The 24,744-nt window shown below is 38.3% G+C and carries 21 protein-coding genes; 7 read left to right on the top strand and 14 right to left on the bottom strand.

The window, feature by feature from the left end; translation table 11 throughout:
• Position 1: 1 nt before the first annotated feature.
• A complete protein-coding gene (locus tag ZA05_RS17115; RefSeq protein WP_053992903.1) occupies positions 2 to 541 on the bottom strand; it encodes an AAA family ATPase in 540 nt (179 codons plus the stop codon).
• A 193-nt stretch (positions 542 to 734) separates the two neighbouring features.
• On the opposite strand from ZA05_RS17115, the gene ZA05_RS17110 reads away from it, so the two are divergent.
• The 3 genes from ZA05_RS17110 to murA all read left to right on the top strand — a co-directional run bounded on the left by ZA05_RS17110 (position 735) and on the right by murA (position 3,182).
• Complete coding sequence (locus ZA05_RS17110; protein ID WP_053992902.1) at positions 735 to 1,028, top strand: DUF493 family protein; 294 nt, start codon at positions 735 to 737, stop codon at positions 1,026 to 1,028.
• 184 nt (positions 1,029 to 1,212) lie between these two features.
• Positions 1,213 to 1,866 carry a DUF4290 domain-containing protein gene (locus ZA05_RS17105; RefSeq protein WP_053992901.1) on the top strand — a complete coding sequence of 218 codons (654 nt, stop codon included), beginning with the start codon at positions 1,213 to 1,215 and terminating at the stop codon, positions 1,864 to 1,866.
• Between the two features lie 5 nt (positions 1,867 to 1,871).
• On the top strand, positions 1,872 to 3,182 hold the full coding sequence (gene murA, locus ZA05_RS17100) for a UDP-N-acetylglucosamine 1-carboxyvinyltransferase (protein ID WP_053992900.1): 1,311 nt from the start codon (positions 1,872 to 1,874) through the stop codon (positions 3,180 to 3,182).
• Positions 3,183 to 3,247: 65 nt separating this feature from the next.
• Here the strand turns inward: murA and ZA05_RS17095 are convergent, their stop codons facing one another.
• From ZA05_RS17095 to ZA05_RS17050, 10 genes are all read right to left on the bottom strand, one after another.
• Complete coding sequence (locus tag ZA05_RS17095) at positions 3,248 to 5,167, bottom strand: vanadium-dependent haloperoxidase (protein WP_053992899.1); 1,920 nt, start codon at positions 5,165 to 5,167, stop codon at positions 3,248 to 3,250.
• Positions 5,168 to 5,406: 239 nt separating this feature from the next.
• Complete coding sequence (locus tag ZA05_RS17090) at positions 5,407 to 6,711, bottom strand: deoxyribodipyrimidine photo-lyase (RefSeq protein WP_053992898.1); 1,305 nt, start codon at positions 6,709 to 6,711, stop codon at positions 5,407 to 5,409.
• The gene (locus tag ZA05_RS17085; protein ID WP_053992897.1) at positions 6,708 to 7,175 is read right to left on the bottom strand and encodes an SRPBCC family protein; all 468 of its coding nucleotides are present in this window, start codon (positions 7,173 to 7,175) and stop codon (positions 6,708 to 6,710) included. The genes ZA05_RS17090 and ZA05_RS17085 overlap by 4 nt, the downstream gene beginning before the upstream one ends.
• Positions 7,175 to 7,639: a TspO/MBR family protein gene (locus ZA05_RS17080; RefSeq protein ID WP_053992896.1), complete on the bottom strand. Its 465-nt coding sequence runs from the start codon at positions 7,637 to 7,639 to the stop codon at positions 7,175 to 7,177. Before ZA05_RS17080 ends, ZA05_RS17085 begins: the two co-directional genes overlap by 1 nt.
• Positions 7,636 to 8,148, bottom strand: a complete 513-nt coding sequence (locus ZA05_RS17075; protein WP_053992895.1) for a glutathione peroxidase — start codon at positions 8,146 to 8,148, stop codon at positions 7,636 to 7,638. The genes ZA05_RS17080 and ZA05_RS17075 overlap by 4 nt, the downstream gene beginning before the upstream one ends.
• A 32-nt stretch (positions 8,149 to 8,180) precedes the next feature.
• Positions 8,181 to 8,864, bottom strand: coding sequence for an SDR family NAD(P)-dependent oxidoreductase (locus ZA05_RS17070; protein ID WP_053992894.1), 684 nt, complete (start codon positions 8,862 to 8,864; stop codon positions 8,181 to 8,183).
• A complete protein-coding gene (locus tag ZA05_RS17065; protein WP_053992893.1) occupies positions 8,861 to 9,802 on the bottom strand; it encodes a mechanosensitive ion channel family protein in 942 nt (313 codons plus the stop codon). The genes ZA05_RS17070 and ZA05_RS17065 overlap by 4 nt, the downstream gene beginning before the upstream one ends.
• A 145-nt stretch (positions 9,803 to 9,947) precedes the next feature.
• Positions 9,948 to 11,399 carry an SDR family oxidoreductase gene (locus ZA05_RS17060; protein ID WP_053992892.1) on the bottom strand — a complete coding sequence of 484 codons (1,452 nt, stop codon included), beginning with the start codon at positions 11,397 to 11,399 and terminating at the stop codon, positions 9,948 to 9,950.
• A complete protein-coding gene (locus tag ZA05_RS17055; protein ID WP_053992891.1) occupies positions 11,396 to 12,715 on the bottom strand; it encodes an AarF/ABC1/UbiB kinase family protein in 1,320 nt (439 codons plus the stop codon). The genes ZA05_RS17060 and ZA05_RS17055 overlap by 4 nt, the downstream gene beginning before the upstream one ends.
• A 4-nt stretch (positions 12,716 to 12,719) precedes the next feature.
• Complete coding sequence (locus ZA05_RS17050) at positions 12,720 to 13,376, bottom strand: TetR family transcriptional regulator C-terminal domain-containing protein (RefSeq protein WP_053992890.1); 657 nt, start codon at positions 13,374 to 13,376, stop codon at positions 12,720 to 12,722.
• A 270-nt stretch (positions 13,377 to 13,646) separates the two neighbouring features.
• On the opposite strand from ZA05_RS17050, the gene ZA05_RS17045 reads away from it, so the two are divergent.
• The 4 genes from ZA05_RS17045 (at position 13,647) to ZA05_RS17030 (ending at position 19,371) form a co-directional block, all read left to right on the top strand.
• Positions 13,647 to 14,495, top strand: a complete 849-nt coding sequence (locus ZA05_RS17045) for a DUF2911 domain-containing protein (protein ID WP_053992889.1) — start codon at positions 13,647 to 13,649, stop codon at positions 14,493 to 14,495.
• Between the two features lie 165 nt (positions 14,496 to 14,660).
• Complete coding sequence (locus ZA05_RS17040) at positions 14,661 to 16,595, top strand: helix-turn-helix domain-containing protein (protein WP_053992888.1); 1,935 nt, start codon at positions 14,661 to 14,663, stop codon at positions 16,593 to 16,595.
• 129 nt (positions 16,596 to 16,724) lie between these two features.
• Positions 16,725 to 18,656, top strand: a complete 1,932-nt coding sequence (locus tag ZA05_RS17035; protein WP_053992887.1) for a helix-turn-helix domain-containing protein — start codon at positions 16,725 to 16,727, stop codon at positions 18,654 to 18,656.
• A 184-nt stretch (positions 18,657 to 18,840) separates the two neighbouring features.
• Positions 18,841 to 19,371: a hypothetical protein gene (locus ZA05_RS17030; protein WP_053992886.1), complete on the top strand. Its 531-nt coding sequence runs from the start codon at positions 18,841 to 18,843 to the stop codon at positions 19,369 to 19,371.
• A gap of 3 nt (positions 19,372 to 19,374) precedes the next feature.
• Here the strand turns inward: ZA05_RS17030 and ZA05_RS17025 are convergent, their stop codons facing one another.
• From ZA05_RS17025 to ZA05_RS17015, 3 genes are all read right to left on the bottom strand, one after another.
• The gene (locus ZA05_RS17025) at positions 19,375 to 20,358 is read right to left on the bottom strand and encodes a Gfo/Idh/MocA family protein (RefSeq protein WP_053992885.1); all 984 of its coding nucleotides are present in this window, start codon (positions 20,356 to 20,358) and stop codon (positions 19,375 to 19,377) included.
• Positions 20,342 to 22,039 (bottom strand): sodium:solute symporter, encoded by a 1,698-nt coding sequence (locus ZA05_RS17020; RefSeq protein WP_053992884.1) that lies wholly within the window; start codon positions 22,037 to 22,039, stop codon positions 20,342 to 20,344. The genes ZA05_RS17025 and ZA05_RS17020 overlap by 17 nt, the downstream gene beginning before the upstream one ends.
• 113 nt (positions 22,040 to 22,152) lie before the next feature.
• Entirely contained in the window at positions 22,153 to 24,675 is a 2,523-nt protein-coding gene (locus tag ZA05_RS17015; RefSeq protein ID WP_053992883.1) for a PIG-L family deacetylase, read from the bottom strand.
• Positions 24,676 to 24,744: the final 69 nt, after the last annotated feature.

Here is a 24,744-nt window from a genome sequence, read left to right as displayed (position 1 = left end):
TCTAAAGATTTAATAACCCTAAGATAAAATCGGTGCGGGTGGAGACGGAGCCAAATGGAACATCTTGCAACTCATACCCATATCTAGCATAGGTAGTAACCAAATGTTTGTGGATGTTGACAGCCTGCTCAAAATTTTCATAACGTTCACTATCGCTTTGGAAGATCTCTTGCCAAGGGGCTAACACAAACACATGATTGTAGGTATGTCTTTCACACATGTCAACAAAAGAAACAGGATATTGATCGCCAATGTAATCCATATAGGCCAATACATCAGGGATCCCACGGTCATAAAATACGGTGTTATGCTCTTGCTGCAAAGCCTCGGTAAACTGCCTCCTACGGCCTTCCAATAGCATTTCACTAAACTTTAGGGGCTCGGTCAAAAACAATTGCTCAATGCCTTTTTTGCGGGCTTCCAAGGTCACCTGACGTGAAATTTCATCAAAACAGTTGTAGCCACGTCTTTTGAGCTCGCCTATAATGGACGATTTTCCGGTACCGGGACCTCCTGTTATTACAATTCTTTTAGTGTTCAATGCACGGATTTTATGCTGTAAAATTCGGAATTTAAATAATGATTACCAATTATGGGCCTAAATTCACTGGGATGGAGCTGTAACAAAGTGGCTTTAGCGCTTAGGTAAATCTGCTTGATCTATTCCATCAAGATGTTAAATAGACTGTGATTAATACAAAGGAAACCGTATATTTGCTTATTAAAAATTGATGATGAGCATACAAGGTAACCCAGAAGAATTCTACAAGAAATTAAGGTCTCAATTATATGATACGGCCACATGGCCTTCTATTTACCTTTACAAATTTATCGTGCCTAGCGATGCTTCAAAGATAAAGACTATTGAAACCTTATTTAACAATATGGGGGCGGTAATTACTACAACCGAGTCTAAAAATGGGAAATATACCAGTGTTTCTGTAAATGTAAACATGGAAGACCCGGATGCGGTAATTGCAAAGTACAAGGAGGTTGCCGCCAAGGTTGAGGGGGTTATCAGTCTTTAGAAAATAAGGTCCTCAAAGCCTGCCAAGCGAGTTAAAATTGAGTGGAATTGGCAATTGCAGCCCCGTGAATTGCAGCTGGGGAAATTTCCCCTTGTTTATTTTCGTGGACTAATCAATTTTTTTGTATTTTGCGCAAGAGTGCAAGCAACTACGAGCACTATTGTAAATACCTCAATAATTTATTTTGATAGACGATTTAGAATATAATACAGAGCGTGAGCATTTAATCATTCCTGAATACGGAAGGCACCTGCAAAAAATGATTAATTACGCAAAAGCTATCCCAGAAAAGGAAGAACGTAATAAAGTGGCCAAGGCCATTATTTCGGTGATGGGTAATTTACAGCCCCATTTAAGGGATGTGCCGGACTTTCAGCATAAACTTTGGGATCAGTTGTTCATCATGGCCAATTTCGATCTTGATGTAGACTCGCCTTATGAAAAGCCCTCAAGGGAAGAACTGCAGTCGCGTCCAGAGCCTCTGCAATACCCACAGAACCATCCTAAATATAGATTTTATGGCAACAATATCAAGACCATGATAGATGTAGCGAATACTTGGGAAGACGGTGACCTTAAGGAGGCGCTTATTTATACCATTGCCAATCACATGAAGAAGTGTTTCCTAAATTGGAATAAGGATACCGTGGAAGATGATGTTATTTTTGGCCATCTTTATGAGCTGTCTGGAGGTAAAATTAACCTAAGGGAGAGAGATGAAGATTTATCAGACTCTAGCAGTTTAATGCGGAGTAAAAAGAAATTTTCTTCCGGAGGCAAAAAATCACATCACAAAAAGAGTAATAGTAATTCCAACCGAAACAGAAAACGCTACTAAGTTTAATGAGTACATTTGTAATTGAAGGAGGCCACCAATTAAAAGGAAAAATTCAGCCTCAAGGAGCGAAAAACGAAGCTTTACAAATTCTATGTGCAGTATTGCTTACTGCAGAAGAAATCACCATACATAACATTCCGGATATTGTTGACGTCAACAAACTTATCGCTTTGTTGAAGAAGCTAGGAGTTAAGATCAACAAAATAGGAAGTGGATCCTTTACATTCAAGGCCGATGAGGTCAATATGGCTTATTTGGAGTCCGCCGAGTTTAAGGAAGACGGAAAAGGCTTAAGAGGATCTATCATGATTGTAGGACCACTATTGGCCCGATTTGGAAAAGGATATATTCCGAAACCAGGGGGAGACAAGATTGGTCGCCGTAGATTGGACACCCACTTTGAAGGGTTTATCAGTTTGGGAGCTAAATTCCGTTATAACCGTGAAGACCATTTTTATGGGGTTGAAGCTGAAAAGTTAAAAGGAACCTACATGCTTTTGGATGAAGCATCCGTAACCGGTACAGCCAATATTGTTATGGCAGCGGTTTTGGCAGAAGGCACAACTACCATCTATAATGCCGCCTGTGAACCTTATTTGCAACAACTTTGCAAGATGTTGAATAGGATGGGGGCAAAAATCACAGGAGTAGGCTCCAACATGTTGACTATTGAAGGAGTAGATCAATTGGGAGGTACAGAGCATAGAATGCTTCCGGATATGATTGAAATAGGAAGTTGGATAGGTTTGGCAGCCATGACCAAAAGTGAATTGACCATCACCAATGTAAGTTGGGATGATTTGGGGTTGATCCCTAATGTGTTCCGCAAATTGGGAATTACCGTAGAGCGTCAAGGCGACGATATCCATATTCCAAAACATGAAGATGGTTATGAAATCCAAAACTATATTGATGGGTCAATCTTAACGGTGTCTGATGCACCTTGGCCAGGGTTTACACCAGATTTATTGAGTATTATTTTGGTAGTGGCTACCCAAGCACGGGGAAGTGTTTTGATTCACCAAAAAATGTTTGAAAGCCGTTTGTTCTTCGTGGATAAATTAATAGACATGGGAGCTAAGATCATTCTTTGCGATCCTCATAGAGCTACTGTAATCGGGCATGATTTTAAATCGACCTTAAAGGCCACAACCATGACGTCTCCAGATATTAGAGCAGGGGTGTCCCTATTGATAGCGGCATTATCTGCCAAAGGAACATCTACAATCCACAATATCGAACAGATTGATAGAGGTTATGAAAACATCGATGAACGTTTAAGAGCTATCGGCGCGAGGATTGAGCGTGTAGTTTAAGAACTATTTTATTTATTATAACGACCTTTAGGAAGTATAAACTACTTTTAAAGGTCGTTTTTAATTTATATTCTTATAGTTTCTCCCCCAAACAACGGTATGCTCATCGAGAAATTCTCATTAAACAAAAGTTTTTGTTCTTCTAAAATACCGATGGCAATTTGTTCTCCTAAAAGAATAGATTCATAATAATCTGTAAAATAATGGACTCCTGCCCAATTTCTTCCAATTGAAATATTAGATGCAAGCTTATTTAGTTCTCCTTCAACGGTTAAATGAGCAGATTTTCCTTCTTTATCGAATACAGGAACTGTTTTTAATTTAGTGCCTTCTTCCACAGAAACATAGGCCTTATCCGAATGTTGACCATCTGCTTTAAATAAAACATTACAATCGAAAAAGGCTTTTAAAACGGTGACACAAGCTCCTGCCACTGTTGCATGACCTGCACCATATGCGGGATGCATAGGAGAGCCTTCTGTGAAGGGCATAGGAAGTAGATAATTTACATCAGGATCTGTTTTGGATTCATAAAGAGAACCATTACTTGTACTAATGCTTTCTAGGATACTGCCTGCTCCAGTTCCAATCTCATTTTTCATTTTGGATAACTCTTCTTCATTTAATATGTCTGCTTTAGTTATTCTTGCCGCTAATACTTCGGGGCGACATCTTCTATGTATTGCGTATTTTTGAAATCTTACTGCTTTTAAGGCTCTGGTGGCTACTTCGGTAACTAAGGTTAGAATATGAGGGCCACCAAAATGGGCAAAACCTTGCTGGTGATCTATTTTGTTATCTTGCTGAAATGGAATTCCAGGATCGAATGGAGTGTTTCTTCCTAGTAATATCAAACAAGCATTCAAATAGGCTTCATAAAGAGCATCAAAATGAACGTAGGTGGCTAAATCTCTGGGGGTATAAATAAATCGTCTACTTTTATCTGGAGCAGTTTCATAGCTCTCTAAATTTGCTACATTGGCTGCATTTTGAACATCAAACCATTGTTCCCATTTTGTCATATAATTAATAGGACTTGCAGTCCTTACTTTTTGTTCTATAGTGATAGCCCCGTATTTTATTTTTCCTTCTTCAATTTTTAAGTCTTCGCTAATACCATTGTTTCCTATTAAAAGAAATTGAGATAAGTATGGCCCAACATCATCACCTTTTGTAATACCTCGAAATGCTGTAGATGGACTCGGACATTGTCTGTTACAGCGTCTTATTTTTTCTATATGATTTAATTTTAACTCTTTGTTTGAAAACCAATTTAATTCTTTTAGTTTTTCTGTGTACTTTAATACTTTTTCAACATCAGGTTTTTCAGCACAGAGGTCGTCTAAATAGGGCTTATTTACAATACCATTTTTGGGAATGGTATTACAAGTATTTATGCCTAAATATTGTAATTCTATTAAACCAGAACTAAAGGCTGTGAACGGAACATCACGTAATAAGGCTTGTACATAAACTTCAGCAATTTCACCCGTTAGTTCAGCACTACCTAATATCGGAGCAGGAGGCATTGTTACGGCTTGTGCATCTGGACCTTCAAGGGCGAATGCGATTCCTGCACTCTTACTTTCCCAAGCACGTAATCCTACTTCATTAAATTTTGCAATTTCAGATTCCCATTCAATTTTTTCCTCTTTAATAGATTCTTCATCTGTATTGGTTAAATATTTATGTTTTGTTATAAATTTATAAGGACCGAGAGGTGTTTCTCTAAAATCTCTGTAATTTCCAGTATCAATAGCTCTCACAAAACTTGTAAAATGATCCGGATCTATTATTAAACCGGTGTCAAAGTCGTGTGGCAACCCTTTTGTGTAACTCACAAGGTAAGAAGGTTTACCTGTGTTTTTGTCTCTAAATTTTAGTTCGTCTCCATTGCTTTTGTGTCGAATGGTTGGCCTTTGATTAGCTAATAGATTAGCTTCATTTCGCTTTATCCATGCTTGATTCTTTCTAAACGAATTCATAATAATGTCGATTTATATATAGGTTTAGTTCAAAAAATAATTTTTAGAAAAATTAAAATTGGAGAGTTTGGAATTTATTTGGCGATTTAAAATTACTACATAAACACTAAGAATAAAATACGTGTTTATACGTAAATCACTATAATTAAGCCTTTTGCGGTTGAGTTGTTATTTTGAAGATAATAAGTTCTTTGTCTAAATAATGGTACTTTGGTTCAAATTAATTCAAAACTATTAGATTAACTCAATGCTTCCTTGTACCTACTCAAACAACGCTCTCTGGCCTCTTTGTGATCCACCATGGGCTGTGGATAGGTGAGTTCTTGAAAATCTGGCACCCATTTGGAAATATATTTAAGGTCCTTGTCAAATTTTTCAATTTGTGTAGTGGGATTGAAAATCCTAAAATAAGGGGCGGCATCTACACCACAGCCAGCGACCCATTGCCAATTGCCAATATTGCTGGCCATTTCATAGTCATGAAGTTTTTCAGCAAAATAGGCCTCTCCCCATCGCCAATCTATCAAAAGATGTTTACACAAAAAACTTCCAACCAACATACGCACCCTGTTATGCATATAACCGGAGGCGTTCAATTGTCGCATACCTGCATCCACTAGGGGATAGCCCGTATTGCCATCACACCACTTTTTAAATTCTTCTTCATTGTTTCTCCACACAATATTGTCGTATTTAGGCTTGAAACTTTGAGTGGCCGTACGTGGAAAATGCCAAAGAATCTGCATAAAAAACTCTCTCCAAATCAGTTCTTGTAAAAATACTTCATTCAATTCGGCGGCAGCTTGTTTTGCAATGTCTCGAATACTCACGGTGCCAAAACGTAAATGCGGCCCTAAACGTGAAGTGCTGTCCTTGCCAGGATAATTTCGGGTGGCTTCATAGTTTAGGATCCTTTCTGAAGACAGCTTGTAAGGCGCAATTTCTTGTGAAGAGACTTCAAACCCTAAATCTTCCAGAGTAAAATTTTTGGTTGGAGTATGCTTATATAGATTATCGAAATTGGCCTCGGGTGTTGTTTCCTCAAGGGATAGATTTTTGAAGCGGGCTTTCCATGCTTTCATATAAGGCGTATAGACCACATAGGGTGTGCCATCCTGTTTTACAATCTCATTCTTTTCAAAAATAACTTGGTCTTTAAACGTGTTGAATATGATATCTTTTGAAGACAGGAATTGTTCTATCTCTTTGTCCCGTTGTTTCGCATAAGGTTCATAATCGTGGTTGGTGTATACAGCATTGATATGAAAATCTTGAGTAAGTTGTTTAAAAGCTTCTAAAGGCGTTTTATGATAAGTGGCTAACAAACTGCCGTAATTTGTTTCAAGTGTCTTCTTAAGGTCTTGAATGGTTTGATATATAAATGTGACACGAGCATCATTCTTGGGGAGTTCCTCTAAAATAGAAGTGTCGAAAATAAAAATAGGCAATACAGGATAATCTCCTTTTAGAGAATGATACAGCCCAATGTTATCATTTAGCCTCAGGTCTCTTCGGAACCAGAATATATTGATGGTTTGTTTCATGAGGAATATTTGCCAAAGATGGCTTCTAATTTTTCATATCTGTATTGAAAGATTTCTTCCAATTTTGGTCGCACTAAAAACGGGTGTACCATTTGACCCAAAATGCCAAAAGGCAATTTATAATCAATGACATCCTCCATTTGTACGCCTCCTTCAATGGGTTTTATAAAATGTTTATGGTGCCAAAGCGCATAAGGACCAAACCGTTGTTCGTCCACAAAATATTTATGGGTCACAACATGCGTAATTTCTGTAACCCATTTGGTTTTTATGCCCAAAATAGGAGAGACCCAATACTGCACAATTTGGCCCGGAAACATGGATTTTTCGGCACCGGAAATAATATGGAAGCCCATATAATCTGGTGTGATAGTCTTTAAGTTTTTGGGATTGGAAAGGAACTGCCATGCCTCTTCTACGGAAATTGGCAGATTCTGAATTCTATGTAAGGTATAAATCTGCATTAATTGTAAAGCAAAATATAAGCATTCAAGGACGAGGCCACAACCAACCAAACAATGTAGGGTAGCAGTAGGAGTCGCATTTCCCGAACATTTTCAATGCGGTATTTGAAAAAGAAATAGATTACGACCAAGGTTAAAAGGATGATGATGAACAAGGCTGGAAGCACGAGATGTTGTTTGAAAAACACATAATTCCAGGATACATTCAAAATAAACTGAACTGTAAAAAGCGTCCAGATATACTTAGAACCCAAATCCCGAACCAAATAGGCCATGTATATGGAAAAACAGAGCATGATGGTAAACCAAGCCGCTCCAAAAGCCCATCCGGGGGGAGTCCAAGGCGCTTTATTGAGGTTAAGGTACCAATTGGAATGTGGACCGTTGTCCATAAACCAGGTTCCCAGGGCCAAGGCTCCAAAATTGATAATCAAAAAAACAAGAATGAGTTTGAATAGTTTCATTGTAGGTGTTTTGTGATTTTCTTGCTAAGTGGTTTGGTGATAGAATAGTAATAGTCTACTAAGTGTCCATTTTCATCCACCAGATATTTTTGGAAATTCCATTTCACACCAGAACTTGAAACACCGTTAATGTCTTTGTCAGTGAGCCATTGGTACAGCGGATGTTGCTGGTCTCCCTTCACATCAATCTTTTCGGTGATCAAAAAAGTCACACCGTAATTTCTTTCACAAAATGTTTTGATTTCATCAGCGTTACCTGGTTCCTGACCTCCAAATTGGTTACATGGAAGTCCGATGATCATCAATTGGTCTTTGTAGGTTTCATAGAGTTCTTCCAACTCTTCATATTGAGGTGTAAACCCACATTCGGAAGCGACATTAACAAATAGGATTTTTTTGCCTTTGTAATCAGATAGGTCAATTGGCGTATTGTCGATGCTGTTTATTTTGATGTCGTAAATAGACTGTTTTGGTGCTGTTTGGGAAGATGTTTTAAACATTGAAAACATAGTTACTATGAGTATTAAGGTTCGCATGAATTTTAAATTTTAAAGGATGTGATACCACAGTCCATTTGGAAGATTTGGCCAGAAATTGAAGCAGATTTCTCTGATAATAAAAATACGGCTAAATCGGCAACTTCTTGTGGATTTAAGAATTTTTTAAGGGGATGCCTTTCAACAATATTGGCAATCATTTTGTCATTTCGCAATAGTTTAGAGGCTAATTCCGTATTGGTAACAGTTGGGGCAATGGCATTGATTCTGATACTAGGGGCAAGTTCGGCTCCAAGGGATTTCACCAAACCTTCAACTCCTGATTTTGCTGCGGCAATACTGGAATGAAAGGGCATCCCCAATTTGGAAGCTACGGTACTAAACAACAAAATAGAAGGAGCTTGGCTGTTTTTTAAAATAGGAAGGTACTGCTGTATGGATTTTACAGCTCCTAAAACGTTTATCTCAAAATCCTCCCTAAAATCATCCAAGGTTAATCTAGGAAAGGGTTTTAGATTGATGCTTCCTGGGCAATATACCAAGACATCTGCCTGTTGAATATCGGGTAATGTATCGGTTAAAATGTCGCAAGTGTAGTGTGTTAAGTTTTGATGTGTCACTTGCGGGGCACTTCTACTAATATTGATGACCTGATGGGTTTCCAACAAAGTATTCAGGGTGGCATTGCCAATACCTTTGCTTCCGCCTATAATAATTACAGTTTTCATGATTGTTTTATTTCTGTCTTCTTATCAAAATCATTTAAAATAGATACACGGGTTCTAGGCAGGCTATCTGGAAAGTTTTGTTGTATAAACTTAATCAGGCCTTCTCTAACGTACACGCGTAAATCCCAAGCTTCAGGAGAGTTTTTGGCACTCATAAGAGCGCGTATTTCTACACTGAATTCTTTGGAATCCGTCACCTGAAGTACATTTACCTTTTGATCCCATAAAGGCGTGTTTTCCAATAGACGGGTAAGTTCCTTTCTGAGGGCGTCAAAATCGATATTGTAATCGGTATAGATAAATACGGTTCCTAAGATTTCGGCGGTGGTTCTAGTCCAGTTTTGGAAGGGCTTTTCAATAAAATAGGTAGTTGGCAACACCAGTCTACGTTTATCCCAAATTCTTACTACCACAAAGGTTAGGGTAATTTCTTCTACCCAGCCCCATTCGCCTTCCACCACCAATACATCGTCCAAACGTATGGGCTGAGAAATGGCAATTTGCATTCCTGCCAAAATGGTGGCCAAGGCTTTCTGGGCAGCAAACCCAAGGATGATTCCCGCAATACCCGCCGAAGCAAAGACACTTAGCCCAAATTTTCTAACGCCTTCAAAGAGCATCAATCCAGAGCCTATGGCAATGGTGATAATCACAAAAATGATGATGCGCTCCAAAATGTTGAACTGTGTATAAAGCTTTCGGGCCTGTAGGTTGTCTTCTTGGTTGAGGTCGTAATTTTCAAGATAGTTCTTTTTAAAAACCCTTAACAATACAATAATGGTCCATGTTATGGCGATGATGAATAAGATGGAACTAATTTTACGCATTACGTAATGGACATTCTCTGAATTTTGAATAAACGGTAGGTTGAATTTTGGAAGAAAAATTGCTAGGAGGATAATTAAAAATGGAGTAATGTAACGTCTTATAAAAGTCATATAGTTGATTTTTAGAAATATAAAATACGGGTAATGTTAGAGAGAGGAAAACTTTTGAATTCCTTTCTTTCCGTTTTTTGAGAATTGATAATTAAATCGTGATATAATTTACTATTTCTAAAATATGTTTGCAAAGGAAGATTGTTTAAGACACGTTTTGAGGTTTAGCATTAAAAGGACAGGCTAATTTTGAAATCATCCCATTGAAAATGAACAAGTGAAAGGGGAGTACGCTGTACCAATACAATCTTCCCGCAAGTCCTCTTGGCCTGAAGGTGGCCGTTTGTTTAAGGATATTGTTTTCAATTTTGAATTCAAGCCAAGCTTCTCCCGGAAGGCGCATTTCGGCATAGAGCAATAATTTCATTTTATCTTTATCCGCGAAAATCACGCGCCAAAAATCCAAGGCATCGCCAGTATGAAGTTCGTCGGGGTTGGTACGCCCTCTACGAAGACCGATACCTCCCGCCAGTTTATCTAGATAGCCTCTGATATTCCATAGAAAACTTCCATAATACCAGCCTGTTTCACCTCCAATAGCCCAAATTCTAGACAACGTTAGTGGGATGTTATACACTTTACGCTCCTTATAATCTTTAAAGCAGCCAAATTTTGGAACGTTGATATATTTATGTGAATTGCTTTTTAGCTCGCCACTGCTTATAAATGAATCTTTCCAACTGGAGAGAATGCTGTTTTGTTCAATCTTTTCAAATGCCAGTGTCACCGCTTCTTTGTAGGTAATCGGGTGAATATTTAAAAGCGTGTTGATGTTGCTGGGTTTCCCTATAATTGGCACGCCCATGCTGTCCACCAAATTACAGGCAAGTGTGTAAGAGGTGGAAGTGACAAAATACAACCAATAGGAAGACAATTTTGGAGTCATTACCGGAACGGTTAAAATATACCGTTTTAGCTTTCTCACTTCAGCAAACTGGAGCAACATCTCTTTGTAGGTCATGATTTCTGGACCGAAAATGTCATAGGTTTTATTGTATAACTGTGTGTTCCCAAGACCTTTGGACAGGTAAGCCAGCACATCCCGAATGGCAAGTGGTTGCGTTTTGGTATGCAGCCATTTTGGGGCTACCATAACCGGTAGTTTTTCCACCAAATCCCTAATGATCTCAAAGGAGGAGCTTCCGGAACCTACAATAATTCCAGCCTTAAAAATAGTCGTAGCGTATTTATTTGACTTCAGAAGATCTGCTACCTGTTTTCTGGAACGCAAATGTTTTGAAAGGTTTTCATCGTTTGAAATACCGCCTAAAAAAATAACTTGTTTAACTTGAGTGCTTTCTATACGACTTTTGAAATTTATGGCACATTGGGCTTCCAGTTCTTCAAAATCACTTGAAGAATTAGACATGGAATGGATTAAATAATAAGCGGCTTCAATGTTATTTGGAATATTTGATAAAGTCTCTGGTTTAAGGAAGTCTACTTCTACAACCTCTATGTTGGGATCCTCCAAGTAATGTTCATCTACACGATAGCGATCCCTTACAGCACAAACCAATTGATGCCCCTGTTCCAAAAGGATTGGCATTAAACGTTTGCCTATATAGCCCGTTACACCGGTTAGCAGAATTTTCATGGGTGTTTTAGTGTTTCAAAATTGGAGATCTTCACATTTTTTGCTTTCAGATCAAACATCAAACTATAAAGCCCAAAAAAGGTTCTGTTAATGTAGATAAAATGTTGGGAGCCTCGGTTGCCATTCATTTTTCGCAAATCGGTGTTTTTGGCATAGGACTCTCCAAGATTGGCAATTTTTCCAAAGAAGTTGGCATCGGAAAAATCGAAGGTTTCTGTTTGTAAGGGCTGTGTAAACAATTGCAGAATGTCATGGAACATGGCTGTGAAAAATTCCGTTTCTTCTTTCGAATCTTCTGGGCGTAATATTTCCAGTTCCAACATTTTTGCCTTAAAGCTTACAGAATTATTCAATATGTTGGGATCTGCCAATTCAAAATAGGGGTTGTAAAAATCTTCAGGAATGGTTTTCATGCATCCAAAATCCAAAGCAATTAATTCTCCGGTTTTGGAAACCAAGAAGTTTCCGGGGTGAGGATCGGCATGCACCTTTTTTAGTTTGTGGATTTGAAACATATAAAAGTCCCAAAGGGCTTGCCCAAGGGTGTTTGCCAATTCTTGATTGCTGTTTCCTGAAATGAATTCCGAAAGGTGTTCACCTTCCATATAATCCATGGTGATGATGCGTTCTGAAGAAAGTGCTTCGTAATATTGAGGAAACTGAAGGTTTGGAATATTCTGGCAGGCTTTGGCCACTTCCTTGCTTTGTTGCAATTCAAGGATATAGTTGGTTTCTTCTATCAATTTGCCCTCCACTTCCTTGAAATATTTGTCTGAGTCCTTTCCTTTGATGTTGAACATTTTAATGGCAATCGGTTTCACCATGGCCAAATCTGATTGAATACTTTCCGCCACTCCAGGATATTGAATCTTAACAGCCAGTTTTTTACCATCTTTTTCGGCTAGGTGTACTTGACCAATACTGGCAGCGTTTACCGAATTTGGGTTGAACTTATCATAGATCTCGTGAGGTGATTTTTTAAAATAGGTTTTAAAAGTTTTCGTTACCAAGGCAGGGGAGAGCGGCGGCACAGAAAATTGTGCCAATGAAAACTTCTCAACATAGGCCTGCGGCAGGATACTTTTTTCCATGCTCAACATTTGAGCAACCTTCAGGGCACTGCCTTTAAGTTGCTTTAAACTGTCATAGATGTCTTCGGCATTGTTTTGGTTCAACCTAGATTTGGCTTCCTGTTCTGTTTTGGTGAGCTTATCACCGTAATATTTTAGATAGTTTACACCAACTTTGGCTCCCGTGGCAACCAATTTGGAAGCCCTTTCAATTTTTGATGTTGGAATTTTATCAATGGTCTTCATGGTCTTATTTGGTTTGGAAGCGTTCTTTAAACATAAATTTCCCAAAATCCATAAGACTGTTTATTGGGGTAGTGTCAATGATGTCGAAACTGGTATTGATGGACTTTTCTATATAGATATCGGTTTTACTGAAACTGGCTGAGGTGTCTTCCATCCAAAACTTTAAGGTGAGCAATAGTTGCACCCAAGCGGCTTCTTTCACGGCTTTGTTCTGAATTTTTAAAAGTTGACCTTTTGCCAATTCAATTTTTTGGATATCCAATTCATCAATGTAAGTGGTAAACGCTTCTTTAAGCGGTTGCAAATGCTTTAACTGCTTGAGGTTGGCTTTGTATTTGTTAAGGGCAAACATCACAAAGCTCCTGTTAGCTGTAAGGTTTTCAAAAAAAGTAAAATAAAAACTCAGCAATTTGTTCTTGGCATCGTAGGTTTCGTATTCTTCACTATTGTGAAGTGTTGCTAAAGTGTGCTCAAAGAAAACCTTAAAAATATAGGCTTCTAAAGCATCAAAGGAGCTGAAATATTCATAAAATATGCTTTCTTCAAAATTGTTCAACTTTGAAAATTGATATACAGACTTTGGAGAGGCATCATGTTCTAGGGCATATTCCATATACAGATCCACTAGATCTGATTTTTTGGGAGTTTTCTTTTTAGGCATATCCAAACTTTTTATAAAAATACAAAATGTCTAACTATTTATTTATTAAATTAGACAAAATTAACATTTATTCAAGAAGCTACGATTTTATAACTTGGAAAATCAAGTTAACATATAAAGGTTAAATAGTTGTTAGATAGCGGTATAAAAGGTAGTGATTTTAGTTGGGTACTATAGCTGTAATTTTAATTTAAGGTTTTGTTAACAAATCGCAGTAAATCAAATTTGTAAATTTAGTAGCACATTTTTAAACTATAAAAAGATATAACCATGAAAAAATTATTACTTATTGCGTTGATGTTAACGGCTTCTTTTCATTTAAGGGCCCAGGTTAAAACGCCTCAAGCTAGTCCAGCTTGTAAATTGGAACAAAAGGTTGGTTTGACGGATATTTCCGTTCAGTATTCCAGACCGGGAGTAAAGGGGAGAACAGTTTTTGGCGATTTGGTGCCGTATGATAAGCTTTGGAGAACAGGAGCCAACAAAAATACCATCATTACCTTTAGTGACGATGTTACTTTTGATGGACAAACTGTAAAAGCGGGTTCCTATGCAATTTTCACGAAACCAGGAAAGAGTTTGTGGGAAGTATATCTATATAGCGACACTGAAAATTGGGGAACGCCTCAAAAATGGGATGATAGTAAGGTTGCAGCCATTGTCAAGGCAAAATCTTATCCAATGTCTTTTAATGTAGAATCCTTTAGTTTCGATATTAATAACATTACTAACAGCAGTGCTACTTTGGAAATTTTTTGGGAAAAAACCTATGTAGCCATCCCTTTTGAAGTACCAACAGATACCAAGGTGTTAGCTTCTATTAACGAGGCCTTATCTGGAACACCAAAGGCGGAAGATTATTTTGCTGCCTCTGTTTACTATTATCAAGAGGGTAAAGATATTAAGCAAGCTAAAGAATGGATTGATAAGTCTATGGCCATGAGCAGTGATCCTGCATTTTGGCAATTGAGACAGCAGTCCTTAATTTATGCGAAAGCAGGCGATAAAGATGGAGCAATTGCATTGGCTAAAAAATCAATGGCAGCAGCAAAAGAAGCAGGTAATGACGACTATGTGAAAATGAACATGGATTCTCTTAAGGAATGGGGCGCCATGTAAGATTCAATTTGTGGCAATATAAAGTTTCTGGAAGCACAGCCTTTGGTTGTGCTTTTTTTGGCTTTTTATTTCAACAATTTGGGTTGGTAATTTTTTGTATCTTAGGGGGAAAGACCTATTCTTAAGTGTGGTCTGAAAACCAATTAATCGATTTAATTTAAAAGTATGTCAGGTCAATTGTCCATGGATCAGGCCTTTGTTGAAGGGCTAAAAACGATCCTAGAGTCTAATTTTGCCAATGAGCATTTTGGGGTTCAGGAATTGGCTGATAAAGCGGGGGTGAGCCGTTCACAACTGCACAGAAAACTTAATACACTTATAGGAAAATCGTCCAGTCAGTTCATCAGGGAATACCGATTGGAAAAGGCCTTGGAAATGCTTCAAAATGAGGAGGCCACAGCCTCTGAAATAGCCTATCGTGTTGGGTTCAACAGTCCTACTTATTTCAATACTTGTTTTAGTGATTTTTATGGATATACGCCTGGCGAGGTTAAGTTTAAAAAAAATGATATTGTAGCCAATGACACGCTTGTTGACAATTCTGCTGTGATATCTTCCCCAACAGCTGTTCCAAAGAAGAAAAATTTTAAGACCTTATTTTGGGTAAGTGGTATAGTTTTGGTGTTACTCTTGGGCTATTCTTTTTATCACAATGCAAAGCCGGAAAACGACATAGAAGAAGTACCGATACATTTAAGAGAAGACAAAACCATTGCTGTATTGCCATTTCAAAATTTAAGTGATGACAGTGAAAACCAATATTTTGCCGATGGGATTAGGGAGGATATCATCAATCATTTATCAAAGGTTCAGGAATTCATTGTAAAATCACGTCAGTCTACAGAAATGTATCGGGATTCGCACCTATCTGCGCAAGACATTGGTTTTGCTTTGGACGCTAATTATATATTGGGAGGAAGTGTTCAAAAGCATGATAACAGAATACGCGTTAGGGTACATTTGATTAATTCCAAAACAGATGTGCAGTTATGGTACAGGGATTTTGATAGAGAGTTCCAGGATATTTTTGAACTTGAAAGCGAGATTTCAAGATTGATTGCTTCCGAACTGAACGTCGTGTTGTCTCCTCATGAATTGGAGCTTATCGATAAAGTGCCTACAGACAATCTAGAGGCTTATAACTTATATATTAAGGCATTATATTCATTGTACTATGATGAAAATGTAGATTTGGCTAGGAGGTATTTCAATTTATGTATTGATGAAGATACGGGTTTTGCTTTGGCATACTCCGGCTTGGCCGAAAGTTATCTTTGGGAGAATTGGCCAACACCTACAGTAAAAGATGCAGCACAGGTAAAAGAATTGGCTATTAAGGCGATGGAGTTGGATGAAAGCTTGTCTGAACCACATCGAGTAATGGCTTATGTTAATGAAACTTATGATTGGAATTGGACTAAAGCCGAAAAGGAGTTTCAGGAGGCTATCAGGTTGAACCCGAATAATTATTATGCGATAAGTGAATATGCCATGTACTTGCAGTATGTATTAGGGGATTTTGAAAAGGCTCGTGAAATGATTGAGTTGGCGCAATTGGTCAACCCAAACTCGTCATTTACCGCGGTATTGAGTGCTGAATTTTACCTGCAAGAAGATAAATACAAAAAGGCCTTGGAGGAAACCAGAAAGGCTAAAGAGTATGCTCCAAAAGGTATGTGGGCCTTTTGGGTGGATTTTAAAATCTATACGGAATTGGGCAATTATGATCAGGCTGTGAGGCAATTGGAAGAAAGTTGGGGGTTTGTGGAAGCCTTCGAGTTGAACATACCACCAATGTTGGAGGCTTATGAAAAGGATGGCGTTAAAGGCGTTTATAGAATGATCAATGATATGGATATCAATAACGCAAATTCGGAGGGCGTTCAACATAATGCCTATTGGATTGCTCAAAAATTCGCCTTTTTGGAGGAACCTGAAAATGCTCTAAAATGGTTGGAAATTGCCTTTAGAAGAAAAAATGCCGAATTATTTATGATTAAATACGATCCTTATTTTGAAAATTTACGATCCAACTCTCATTTTTTGGAAATCTTGGAAAAAATGAATCTCGGAGATTACCAAGGTGGGTTAAAACTGTAGAAGCTTAATAATGGGAAGCTTTGCTGAAGTTTTAAGAAAACTATACTTGTCAGGATTTTTGTATCTTAGATAGGTGACCTACTTCTAGTTTTTGGTCCTCAACCAATTAATACATTTAATTTTAACAATATGGCCAGTCAATTATCCATGGATCAAAACTTTGTGGAAAGGCTAAAAACAATCCTAGAGGCTAACTTTAGCAATGAGCATTTTGGAGTTCAGGAATTGGCGGATGAGGTGGGAGTGAGCCGTTCGCAATTGCATAGGAAACTCAATGTACTTTTAGGGAAATCTTCGAGCCAGTTTATTAGGGAGTACAGGTTGCAAAAAGCTTTGGAAATGCTCCAAAATGAGGAGGCTACAGCTTCGGAAATAGCCTATCGCGTAGGTTTTAACAGTCCAACCTATTTCAATACCTCTTTTAGTGATTTTTATGGCTATACGCCTGGTGAGGTAAAATTCAAAAAAAATGAAGCGTTCAATAATGAGATAGGTTTAAAAACTTCTGCGGCAAAAAACACAAAGAAAACGTTTAGGAGGAAGCGGAAATTTACAACCTTGTTTTGGGTAAGCATTGTGGCTTTGGTTTTGCTTCTGGGTTATACGTTTTATATGAATTCAAAGACTAATACTGAGACGGTAGTAGAGCCTCAAATGGAAGAATTGGATAAAACGGTGGCTGTATTGCCTTTTAAGAACTTAAGCGATCATCCAGAAAACGCATATTTTGCCGATGCCATTCGAGAGGATATTATTAATAACCTATCGAAAGTAGAGCAGATTATTGTAAAATCTCGTCAATCTACAGAAAAGTATAGAGCTTCCAGTCTGTCGGCCAAAGATATAGGCGAAGCCCTCGATGCTAATTATATTGTTGGGGGCAGCGTACAGAAGGAAGGCCAAAAGATTAGGGTTAGGGTACATCTTATCAACTCTAAAACAGATGTACAACTATGGGCCAAGGATTTTGACAGGGATTATAAAGATCTTTTTGCCTTGGAAAGTGAAATATCAAAACAAATAGTTTCAGAATTGAATTTGGTGTTATCACCGTTTGAGCTGGAACTAATTGATAAAGCACCAACCGACAATCTAGAGGCCTATAATTTGTATATGAAGGCAGTTTATTACGGGGTTTATGAAGAGGATATACATTTGGCTAGAAGTTATTTAAATTCCTGTCTGGAAATAGAGCCTAATTTTGCTGTAGCTTATTCTGGGCTTGCCATTAGCTATTTATGGGAAAATTGGCCTAATCCTACTGAAAATGATATACTGCGAGCAAAGGATTATGCTGAAAAAGCCATTAAGCTTGATAATAAATTATCCGAACCGCATCGGGTTTTGGGTTGGGTATATTTGAGTTATGATTGGGATTGGAAAAGGACTGAAAGTCAATTTGAAGAAGCAATCAGCTTAAATCCAAATAATTATTTTGCGCTTTATATGTATTCACAATATCTGCAATACACGGTAGGGGATTTCGAGCGCGCCAGGAAAATGATGGATAGGGCTCAGTCGATTGCTCCGGATTCATTTGAAGTTGCAATCCGAAGTGCTGAGTTATATTTACAAGTTGGAGATTTTCAGAATGCTCTAGAGCAGGCAGATAAAGCAAAAGAGGAACTACCTGATGCTACTTGGCCTTTTTGGATTAAATTTAAAATTTATTCAGATCAAGGAAAGAATGATATTGCAATGAAACAATATGAAATGATTTTATCCTTTGATGAAGAAGGACAAAAAAAGATTCCTAAATTACATAAGATTTATAAAAAATCGGGTATTAAAGGAATTTATAGATGGATTAATGAAGAAGATACAAGTAATCCTAAATCAGAGGGTACATTACACAATAATGCGTATTGGATAGCCCAAAAATTTGCATATTTAGAAGAGGATGCTAAAGTTTTGGAGTGGCTGGAAACTGCTTTTGAACGCAAGAATGCCGTGTTATATAAGGTAAAATATGATCCTTATTTCGATAAATTACACAATAATCCTGAGTTTTTGGAGTTTCTGGAAAAAATGAACCTAGGGAATTACCAAATCAAGTTGTAACGTGGAAATCCCTATGTTTACTGGGGTTTGCAGATATGATTCAACATAATTTCAATCCTTTAAAACATTTTTTGAATTCAATTTCATATAAGTTAAATCATTTACAACGTGGCTGTTATGTCTGATGTGTAAGTATTCATAATCTTTGTGTTGCAATCAATCATTAACTGTAATACAAGTAATTATGAAAACTTTAATCATTTTGGGTTTATGTATGACCCTCGGTAGTTTAGGCTTTGCTCAATCAAGCCTAATAGAAATTGATCTAGCGGCAATGGATGTGGTTTCCAACAAAACCATCCACATGGATTATCTTAAAGAAATCACTTATGATAATACCGCAAAATATATTGTCGATCTAGAAAGTAAGGTAGCCAAATTCAATATTAGCACCTTTGAAGATTTTGAAAGACCTTCGGAAGACAATACTTACGAAGTGAATTTTAAATCTGAAAAAGGAAGCATCATTGTATCTTATGATAAAGATGGCAATATTGTGTCTACAAATGAACATTTTGAGGACATTAAATTGCCTAAAGAAGTGAGGGAAACGGTGTTTAAATCACATCCTGGATGGTTCCTTTTGGAAACGGACTACTACGTAGATTATGACTACAATGAGCCTTCCCATAAATTTTACAAAGTAAAAATTGGTAATGGGGAAGACAAGTTAAACCTTAAGCTTGATCCAAGTGGGGTTCTTCATCAACATTAAACACTAATATTCCAGTCCAATTATCGAAGCGACTTTATCTAAAGTACCAATGAGTTGTTTACTGAACTCAAAGGTCATAAGGTCGCTTTCTTTTTTGCCTTGCCTGATTAAATCATTAAAATGGATGGTTTCAAAATTGTATCCAATGGTGTTATAGTTGAAATCTAATGTTTCAGGACTCCCTTCATTAGGAATCAAGGTAACTGTTGAAGGCGCATGAAATTGACCGTTGATTTTAATCAAGCCTTTTTCACAATGGAATTCCGCCACGGTTGGGGTTTCTTCCAAAAGGGTACTTTTTAAATGGGCTTCCACACCATCCTCATAATGAAACACCATGGAGCAGGAAGAATCGGCGCCATTCTTAAAAAAGGTCGCAGCAGCTTCAATGGATTTTGGAGCCCCTAAAGTAGTCAAGGCCGAAAAAATAGGGTAGATGCCTATGTCTAATAAACTGCCTCCTCCAAGCGACTTTCTAAACAATCGGGATTCATTGTCAAAATCTCTATGAAATCCAAAATCGGCATTCATTTTTAGCAATTTGCCATAGGTGTTTTCCTTAAGCATTTTTAAAACATGCTGGTAATGCGGCAGGAAATAGGTCCAAAGAGCCTCCATCAATAGTGTGTTGTTGGCCTTAGCCGTAGCAATCATTTCCAGGACTTCCTGAGAGTTCATGGCAAATGGTTTTTCGCACAACACCGCTTTTTGATGGTTTAGGCACAAGATACTATGTTCTTTATGGTAGCTGTGAGGTGTGGCGATATACACAGCATCCACATTAGGATCCTTTGCCAACAGTTCGTAACTGTCATAGGCTTTTTGTACTCCGTAGCTTGCTGCAAACGCATCAGAGCGTTCTTGGTTACGGGACGCAACCGCTACAAGTTCACAGTTGTCTAAGGTTAGTAAATCCTGAGCAAATTTATTGGCAATTTTTCCAAGGCCTATAATGCCCCATGTTATGACTTTATCGGACTGATTCATTGGTGTTTCGTGTGTTTTGAATGAAAAAAGCAATTAGGATGACTAAAATACAACCAAATAAGTTGAGCCACAAGTAAGGCATCCATTCATACCACCAGCCTATAATTACGATTCCTTGTGTGATTAGTGCGGCAATAAATACGGCATGGCCTTTAACGTATTTAAAGAAAAATGCCAAAAGGAAAATACCTAGTACATTTCCATAGAAAATGGAGCCAATAATGTTTACTAATTGTATGAGGTTGTCTGCCAAGTAGGCCACACAGGCAATAAGAATGGCTAAGATTCCCCATCCAAGGGTAAACCATTTGGTAGCCTTTAGATAGTGGGTTTCATCCTTGTCATTGGCGAAATTTCGTTTGTAAATGTCCAAAGCGGTGGTAGAGGCCAGGGCATTTAGCTCTCCTGCGGTGCTGGACATGGCAGCACTAAGAATAACGGCCAAAAGCAAGCCGATTAGACCGCGAGGCAGATTGTTCAAAATAAAATGAATAAACACGTAATCCTTGTCGTTGGTTTCAATGCTGATGTCATTGTCTTCAGCGGCTTTTTGTATCAAGATTTTCGCGGCATCCCGGTTTTCTCGATCCTTTTTATTCAGTTTTTGAAGTTCTTCAGAATAGCTGTCGGTTCCGGTTGCGACATAGTTTTCCAGAATAGATTGTTTGGCATTGAAAATATCAAGTTGATCTTCTTCCAAGCGTTGGTAATCATTTGCATATGCTGAATTGCTTACCGTATTGTGGGCAGCAGGATTAAAGTTGATAGGGGAATTGTGGAATTGATAAAAAACAAATACCATAACCCCAACCAAAAGGATAGAGAACTGCATTGGCACTTTTAAAAGCCCATTAAAAATCAATCCCATTTGCATTTCTTTTACAGATTTCCCTGAAAGGTAGCGTTGCACTTGACTTTGGTCGGTCCCGAAATAGGACAGGGCCAAAAAAGAACCACCTATCAATCCGCTCCAAAGTGTATAACGGTTTTCAAAATCAAAATCGAAATTGAGAATGTTCATCTTGCCACTGGCACCAGCAATATCCAAGGCTTTGGTAAAGGTGATATTTTCGGGTAGATAGTTAATGATTAAAAAGAAAGCAATAAACATCCCCAAGAAAATAACTCCCATTTGATGTTTCTGCGTAATACTTACCGCTTTGGTACCTCCCGATACGGTGTAAATAATTACCAAGGTTCCAATGATGATGTTGAGGTAGGTAAGATTCCAATGTAAAATAGCAGATAGGATGATGGCCGGTGCGTAAATGGTAATCCCGGCCGATAAGCCTCGTTGGATGAGGAATAGGGAAGCAGTTAGAGTTCTTGTTTTGCCATCAAACCTGTTCTCCAAAAACTCATAGGCAGTGTAGACTTTAAGTTTGTCATACAATGGGATAAAGACCATACAAATGACAACCATCGCAATGGGCACACCAAAATAGAATTGCACAAAACCCATACCGTCATGAAATGCCTGTCCGGGAGTTGACAAAAATGTGATGGCGCTAGCTTGTGTTGCCATTACCGAAAGGCCAATGGTCCACCAAGGAGCTGAATTACCTCCTTTTACAAAGTCTTGGACATTTTTACTACCTCTTGTTTTCCAGGTTCCGTAACCAACAATCGTTAACAATGTTGTGGCCAAAACCACCCAGTCCAACCAATTCAATACTCCCATACTAAAATGCTTTCATGATAAGGTAAAAGGCAATAATGTAAATGGCGTTGGCAACCAATACCAGAGTATAGGATTTTAACCAAGGTTGTTTTTGTGGGGAATGCTCTGTCATGTTAGTCGTTCAGTGGGTTGTCTGTTTTGATATCTTCCTTGCCAATAGATAGCATATTGGCAAACAAACGGTAGGCTCCAGGAACACCCGCAGGGAATTCCCTAAAAAAGCTAAGGCCTGTATAGATATAATAGCCTTTGCCATATTTAGCTACCAGCAAACTGCCTTTTTTCTTGGACTCGCCTTTGTCGTGCATTTCCAGGATTGGTGTAAATTCCTTTCCCCAACTACTTGGGAAATAAAGTCCACGCTCCTGTGTCCAGCCTTCAAAGTCCTGCTGGGTAATTTTATTAGGGAAGTTCAGCAATTCGTGTTTCGGTTCCAAAAAGACAACAGTGGCTAATTCGTCTGTAACACGATCTCTTGACAACTCCAATTTATAAGGAGACAGTTGCTCGGTTTTTAAACGGTGGCTTGTGTTGTATTGAACAATCATATTACCGCCATTAGCGACATAATCAAACAATATCTGTTGTTTGAATTTTAAGGCATCTACAGTGTTGTAAGCTCGAACCCCCACAACAATAGCATCGAAATGGCTTAAAGTTTCAGCTGAAATATCCTCTGGTTGAATGGTAATAACATTATAGCCTATTTGTTGTAAACTTTCAGGGATGACATCGCCTGCACCTTCAATGTAACCAATATCATATCCTACTTTTTTAATGTCCAATCTAACTATTTTGCTTTCACTAGGAAGTAAGACGGTCTGGAAAGGAATGTGGTCATAATCTATTTCAATAAGCTCTCTGGTGTAAATATTATCTCCAATATGTACCATGGGCGTAATCAAACCTTCGTCTTGGTTTTTGGGAGGAATGATGGTGAAAACCACCGTTTGTTCTTCTCCCTTATGTTGAATGTTTACAGGTCTTTTTTCAGGAAAAACGGTCCAACCCTTAGGATGCGCCATTTGAACCTGGCCTTGTAAATTGTTAATTCCGGCTTTAACAACCACCGAAATTTCCCTTTCCTGATCGGTATCAAAAATGATTACATTTTCGGTAACCTTGGCAGACGCTTCGGGAATGATTTCAAAGGGTTTGTATACTTCGCCCTTTACAGGATCGTTGGTTTTGTATATAATAGGTTTTGTAAATGAAATAGAGACACCTTCAATAAGCAGGTCAAAAGTCACATTGTAAACTCTAGGGGTTTCTGGTTTGCCTATTAAAGATGCGTCATCTACGCGATACATACCCAAGCTTCCTTTACTGGTGAGCCAGTATGGGGTAGTAGGTTGCTGCTCAAGATCCACTCCAAAAGCCTCTTGGAATTGATGACTTTCATTGTTGGTCAAAGCGACATTTTTATTTGTTTTGGAATCGTTGATGCTAAAACTTTTAAGGGTCATGTTAGTAGCACTGCGATTAATGGCCTCAATGTTCAGTTGAACAGTGCTTCCCGGAGTGGCGTGGTTGGTATCTGCTGCGGCTTCAAGATACAGTCCTGCACAGGCCGCAATGATTTGTTTGATCTCTTTTGTTTTGATGGTTTTCCAATGAGTGTCTTCCAAGTTTTGTATGAGTTTGTAGGCTTCCATCAATTGAGGAATCGAAGCAGAAGGATCTTGAAAACTGTAGAGGTCTTCTACGTTTTTCAAAATGTTGCCAATGGCTTCACCGCCTTTAATTCGAGTCCAAGTAGTATTGATGTCTTCAAAAATGTTGTGCCCGTCCTTTGGCATATCCCCTTTAATCAGTTCAATATATTCCATTTGTGCCCCTCTGGTGCCCGTATTTCCAAAGCCTTGCGATTTGTGCTGGCTACGGCTAAGGGATGCAATTTCAGTATTGCTCAATCCTTTGGATGGATAATATTCTCCAATATCGAAGGACAACAAATTACTTTTATTGGCTTTCTCAAATTTTTCCTGACTGCCGTAAAACCACCAAGAAGTATTGAAAAACAAGCGCTTTGGTTGCCAAACACTAGTAGATTTTAATTGCTCCTGAAATTTTGAAGGATCATTAACCAAGTCGAAAGCCTCAACACTCAAGATGGCAGAACTTGTATGGTGTCCGTGGGTGGTCCCTGGGCTACGATGGTCAAATCTGTTGATGATTACATCGGGTTTGAATTCGCGAATGGCCAAAACTACATCGCTCAATACTTCGTCTTTATTCCAAATTTGCAAGGTCTCGTTTGGGTGCTTGGAATAGCCAAAATCATTGGCTCTGGTAAAGCGCTGTTCGCCTCCGTCTATGTGTCTTGCCGTGAGCAATTCCTGAGTTCGGATGACTCCCAATAGTTCCCTTATTTCTGGGCCAATCAAGTTTTGGCCGCCGTCCCCTCTAGTTAGGGAAAGGTAAGCCGTACGGGCCTTCACTTTATTGGACATATAGGAGATAAGCCGCGTATTTTCGTCATCTGGATGTGCCGCCACATATAAAACCGATCCCAAAAAGTTGAGCTTTTTAATGGATTCATAAATTTCGGAGGCATTGGGCTTTTGTGGTTGTTGGGCGTATAGGCCAAGACAGGTGGCCAAAGAGAGAAAAAATGCAAGTAATTGTTTCTTCATGATTTGTTTTAATTGCCCCTAAATATAAAAATAAAACCAGCCAAAGGGCTGGATTTAGAATTTCTTTAA

This window comes from Mangrovimonas sp. TPBH4, from assembly GCF_001280505.1.
In the GTDB taxonomy this organism is placed as follows: domain Bacteria; phylum Bacteroidota; class Bacteroidia; order Flavobacteriales; family Flavobacteriaceae; genus Mangrovimonas_A.
This window is presented reverse-complemented; position numbering and strand designations above follow the sequence as displayed.

Bases quoted from the DNA above. Each gene is read 5' to 3' on its own strand.
- ZA05_RS17075 (WP_053992895.1), bottom strand. From the start codon at position 8,148: ATGTTTTCAATGTTTAAAACATCTTCCCAAACAGCACCAAAACAGTCT.
- ZA05_RS17065 (WP_053992893.1), bottom strand. From the start codon at position 9,802: ATGACTTTTATAAGACGTTACATTACTCCATTTTTAATTATCCTCCTA.
- ZA05_RS17080 (WP_053992896.1), bottom strand. From the start codon at position 7,639: ATGAAACTATTCAAACTCATTCTTGTTTTTTTGATTATCAATTTTGGA.
- murA (WP_053992900.1), top strand. From the start codon at position 1,872: ATGAGTACATTTGTAATTGAAGGAGGCCACCAATTAAAAGGAAAAATT.
- ZA05_RS17070 (WP_053992894.1), bottom strand. From the start codon at position 8,864: ATGAAAACTGTAATTATTATAGGCGGAAGCAAAGGTATTGGCAATGCC.
- ZA05_RS17035 (WP_053992887.1), top strand. From the start codon at position 16,725: ATGGCCAGTCAATTATCCATGGATCAAAACTTTGTGGAAAGGCTAAAA.
- ZA05_RS17045 (WP_053992889.1), top strand. From the start codon at position 13,647: ATGAAAAAATTATTACTTATTGCGTTGATGTTAACGGCTTCTTTTCAT.
- ZA05_RS17020 (WP_053992884.1), bottom strand. From the start codon at position 22,039: ATGGGAGTATTGAATTGGTTGGACTGGGTGGTTTTGGCCACAACATTG.
- ZA05_RS17030 (WP_053992886.1), top strand. From the start codon at position 18,841: ATGAAAACTTTAATCATTTTGGGTTTATGTATGACCCTCGGTAGTTTA.
- ZA05_RS17055 (WP_053992891.1), bottom strand. From the start codon at position 12,715: ATGAAGACCATTGATAAAATTCCAACATCAAAAATTGAAAGGGCTTCC.
- ZA05_RS17090 (WP_053992898.1), bottom strand. From the start codon at position 6,711: ATGAAACAAACCATCAATATATTCTGGTTCCGAAGAGACCTGAGGCTA.
- ZA05_RS17015 (WP_053992883.1), bottom strand. From the start codon at position 24,675: ATGAAGAAACAATTACTTGCATTTTTTCTCTCTTTGGCCACCTGTCTT.
- ZA05_RS17050 (WP_053992890.1), bottom strand. From the start codon at position 13,376: ATGCCTAAAAAGAAAACTCCCAAAAAATCAGATCTAGTGGATCTGTAT.
- ZA05_RS17040 (WP_053992888.1), top strand. From the start codon at position 14,661: ATGTCAGGTCAATTGTCCATGGATCAGGCCTTTGTTGAAGGGCTAAAA.
- ZA05_RS17060 (WP_053992892.1), bottom strand. From the start codon at position 11,399: ATGAAAATTCTGCTAACCGGTGTAACGGGCTATATAGGCAAACGTTTA.
- ZA05_RS17025 (WP_053992885.1), bottom strand. From the start codon at position 20,358: ATGAATCAGTCCGATAAAGTCATAACATGGGGCATTATAGGCCTTGGA.
- ZA05_RS17085 (WP_053992897.1), bottom strand. From the start codon at position 7,175: ATGCAGATTTATACCTTACATAGAATTCAGAATCTGCCAATTTCCGTA.
- ZA05_RS17095 (WP_053992899.1), bottom strand. From the start codon at position 5,167: ATGAATTCGTTTAGAAAGAATCAAGCATGGATAAAGCGAAATGAAGCT.
- ZA05_RS17110 (WP_053992902.1), top strand. From the start codon at position 735: ATGAGCATACAAGGTAACCCAGAAGAATTCTACAAGAAATTAAGGTCT.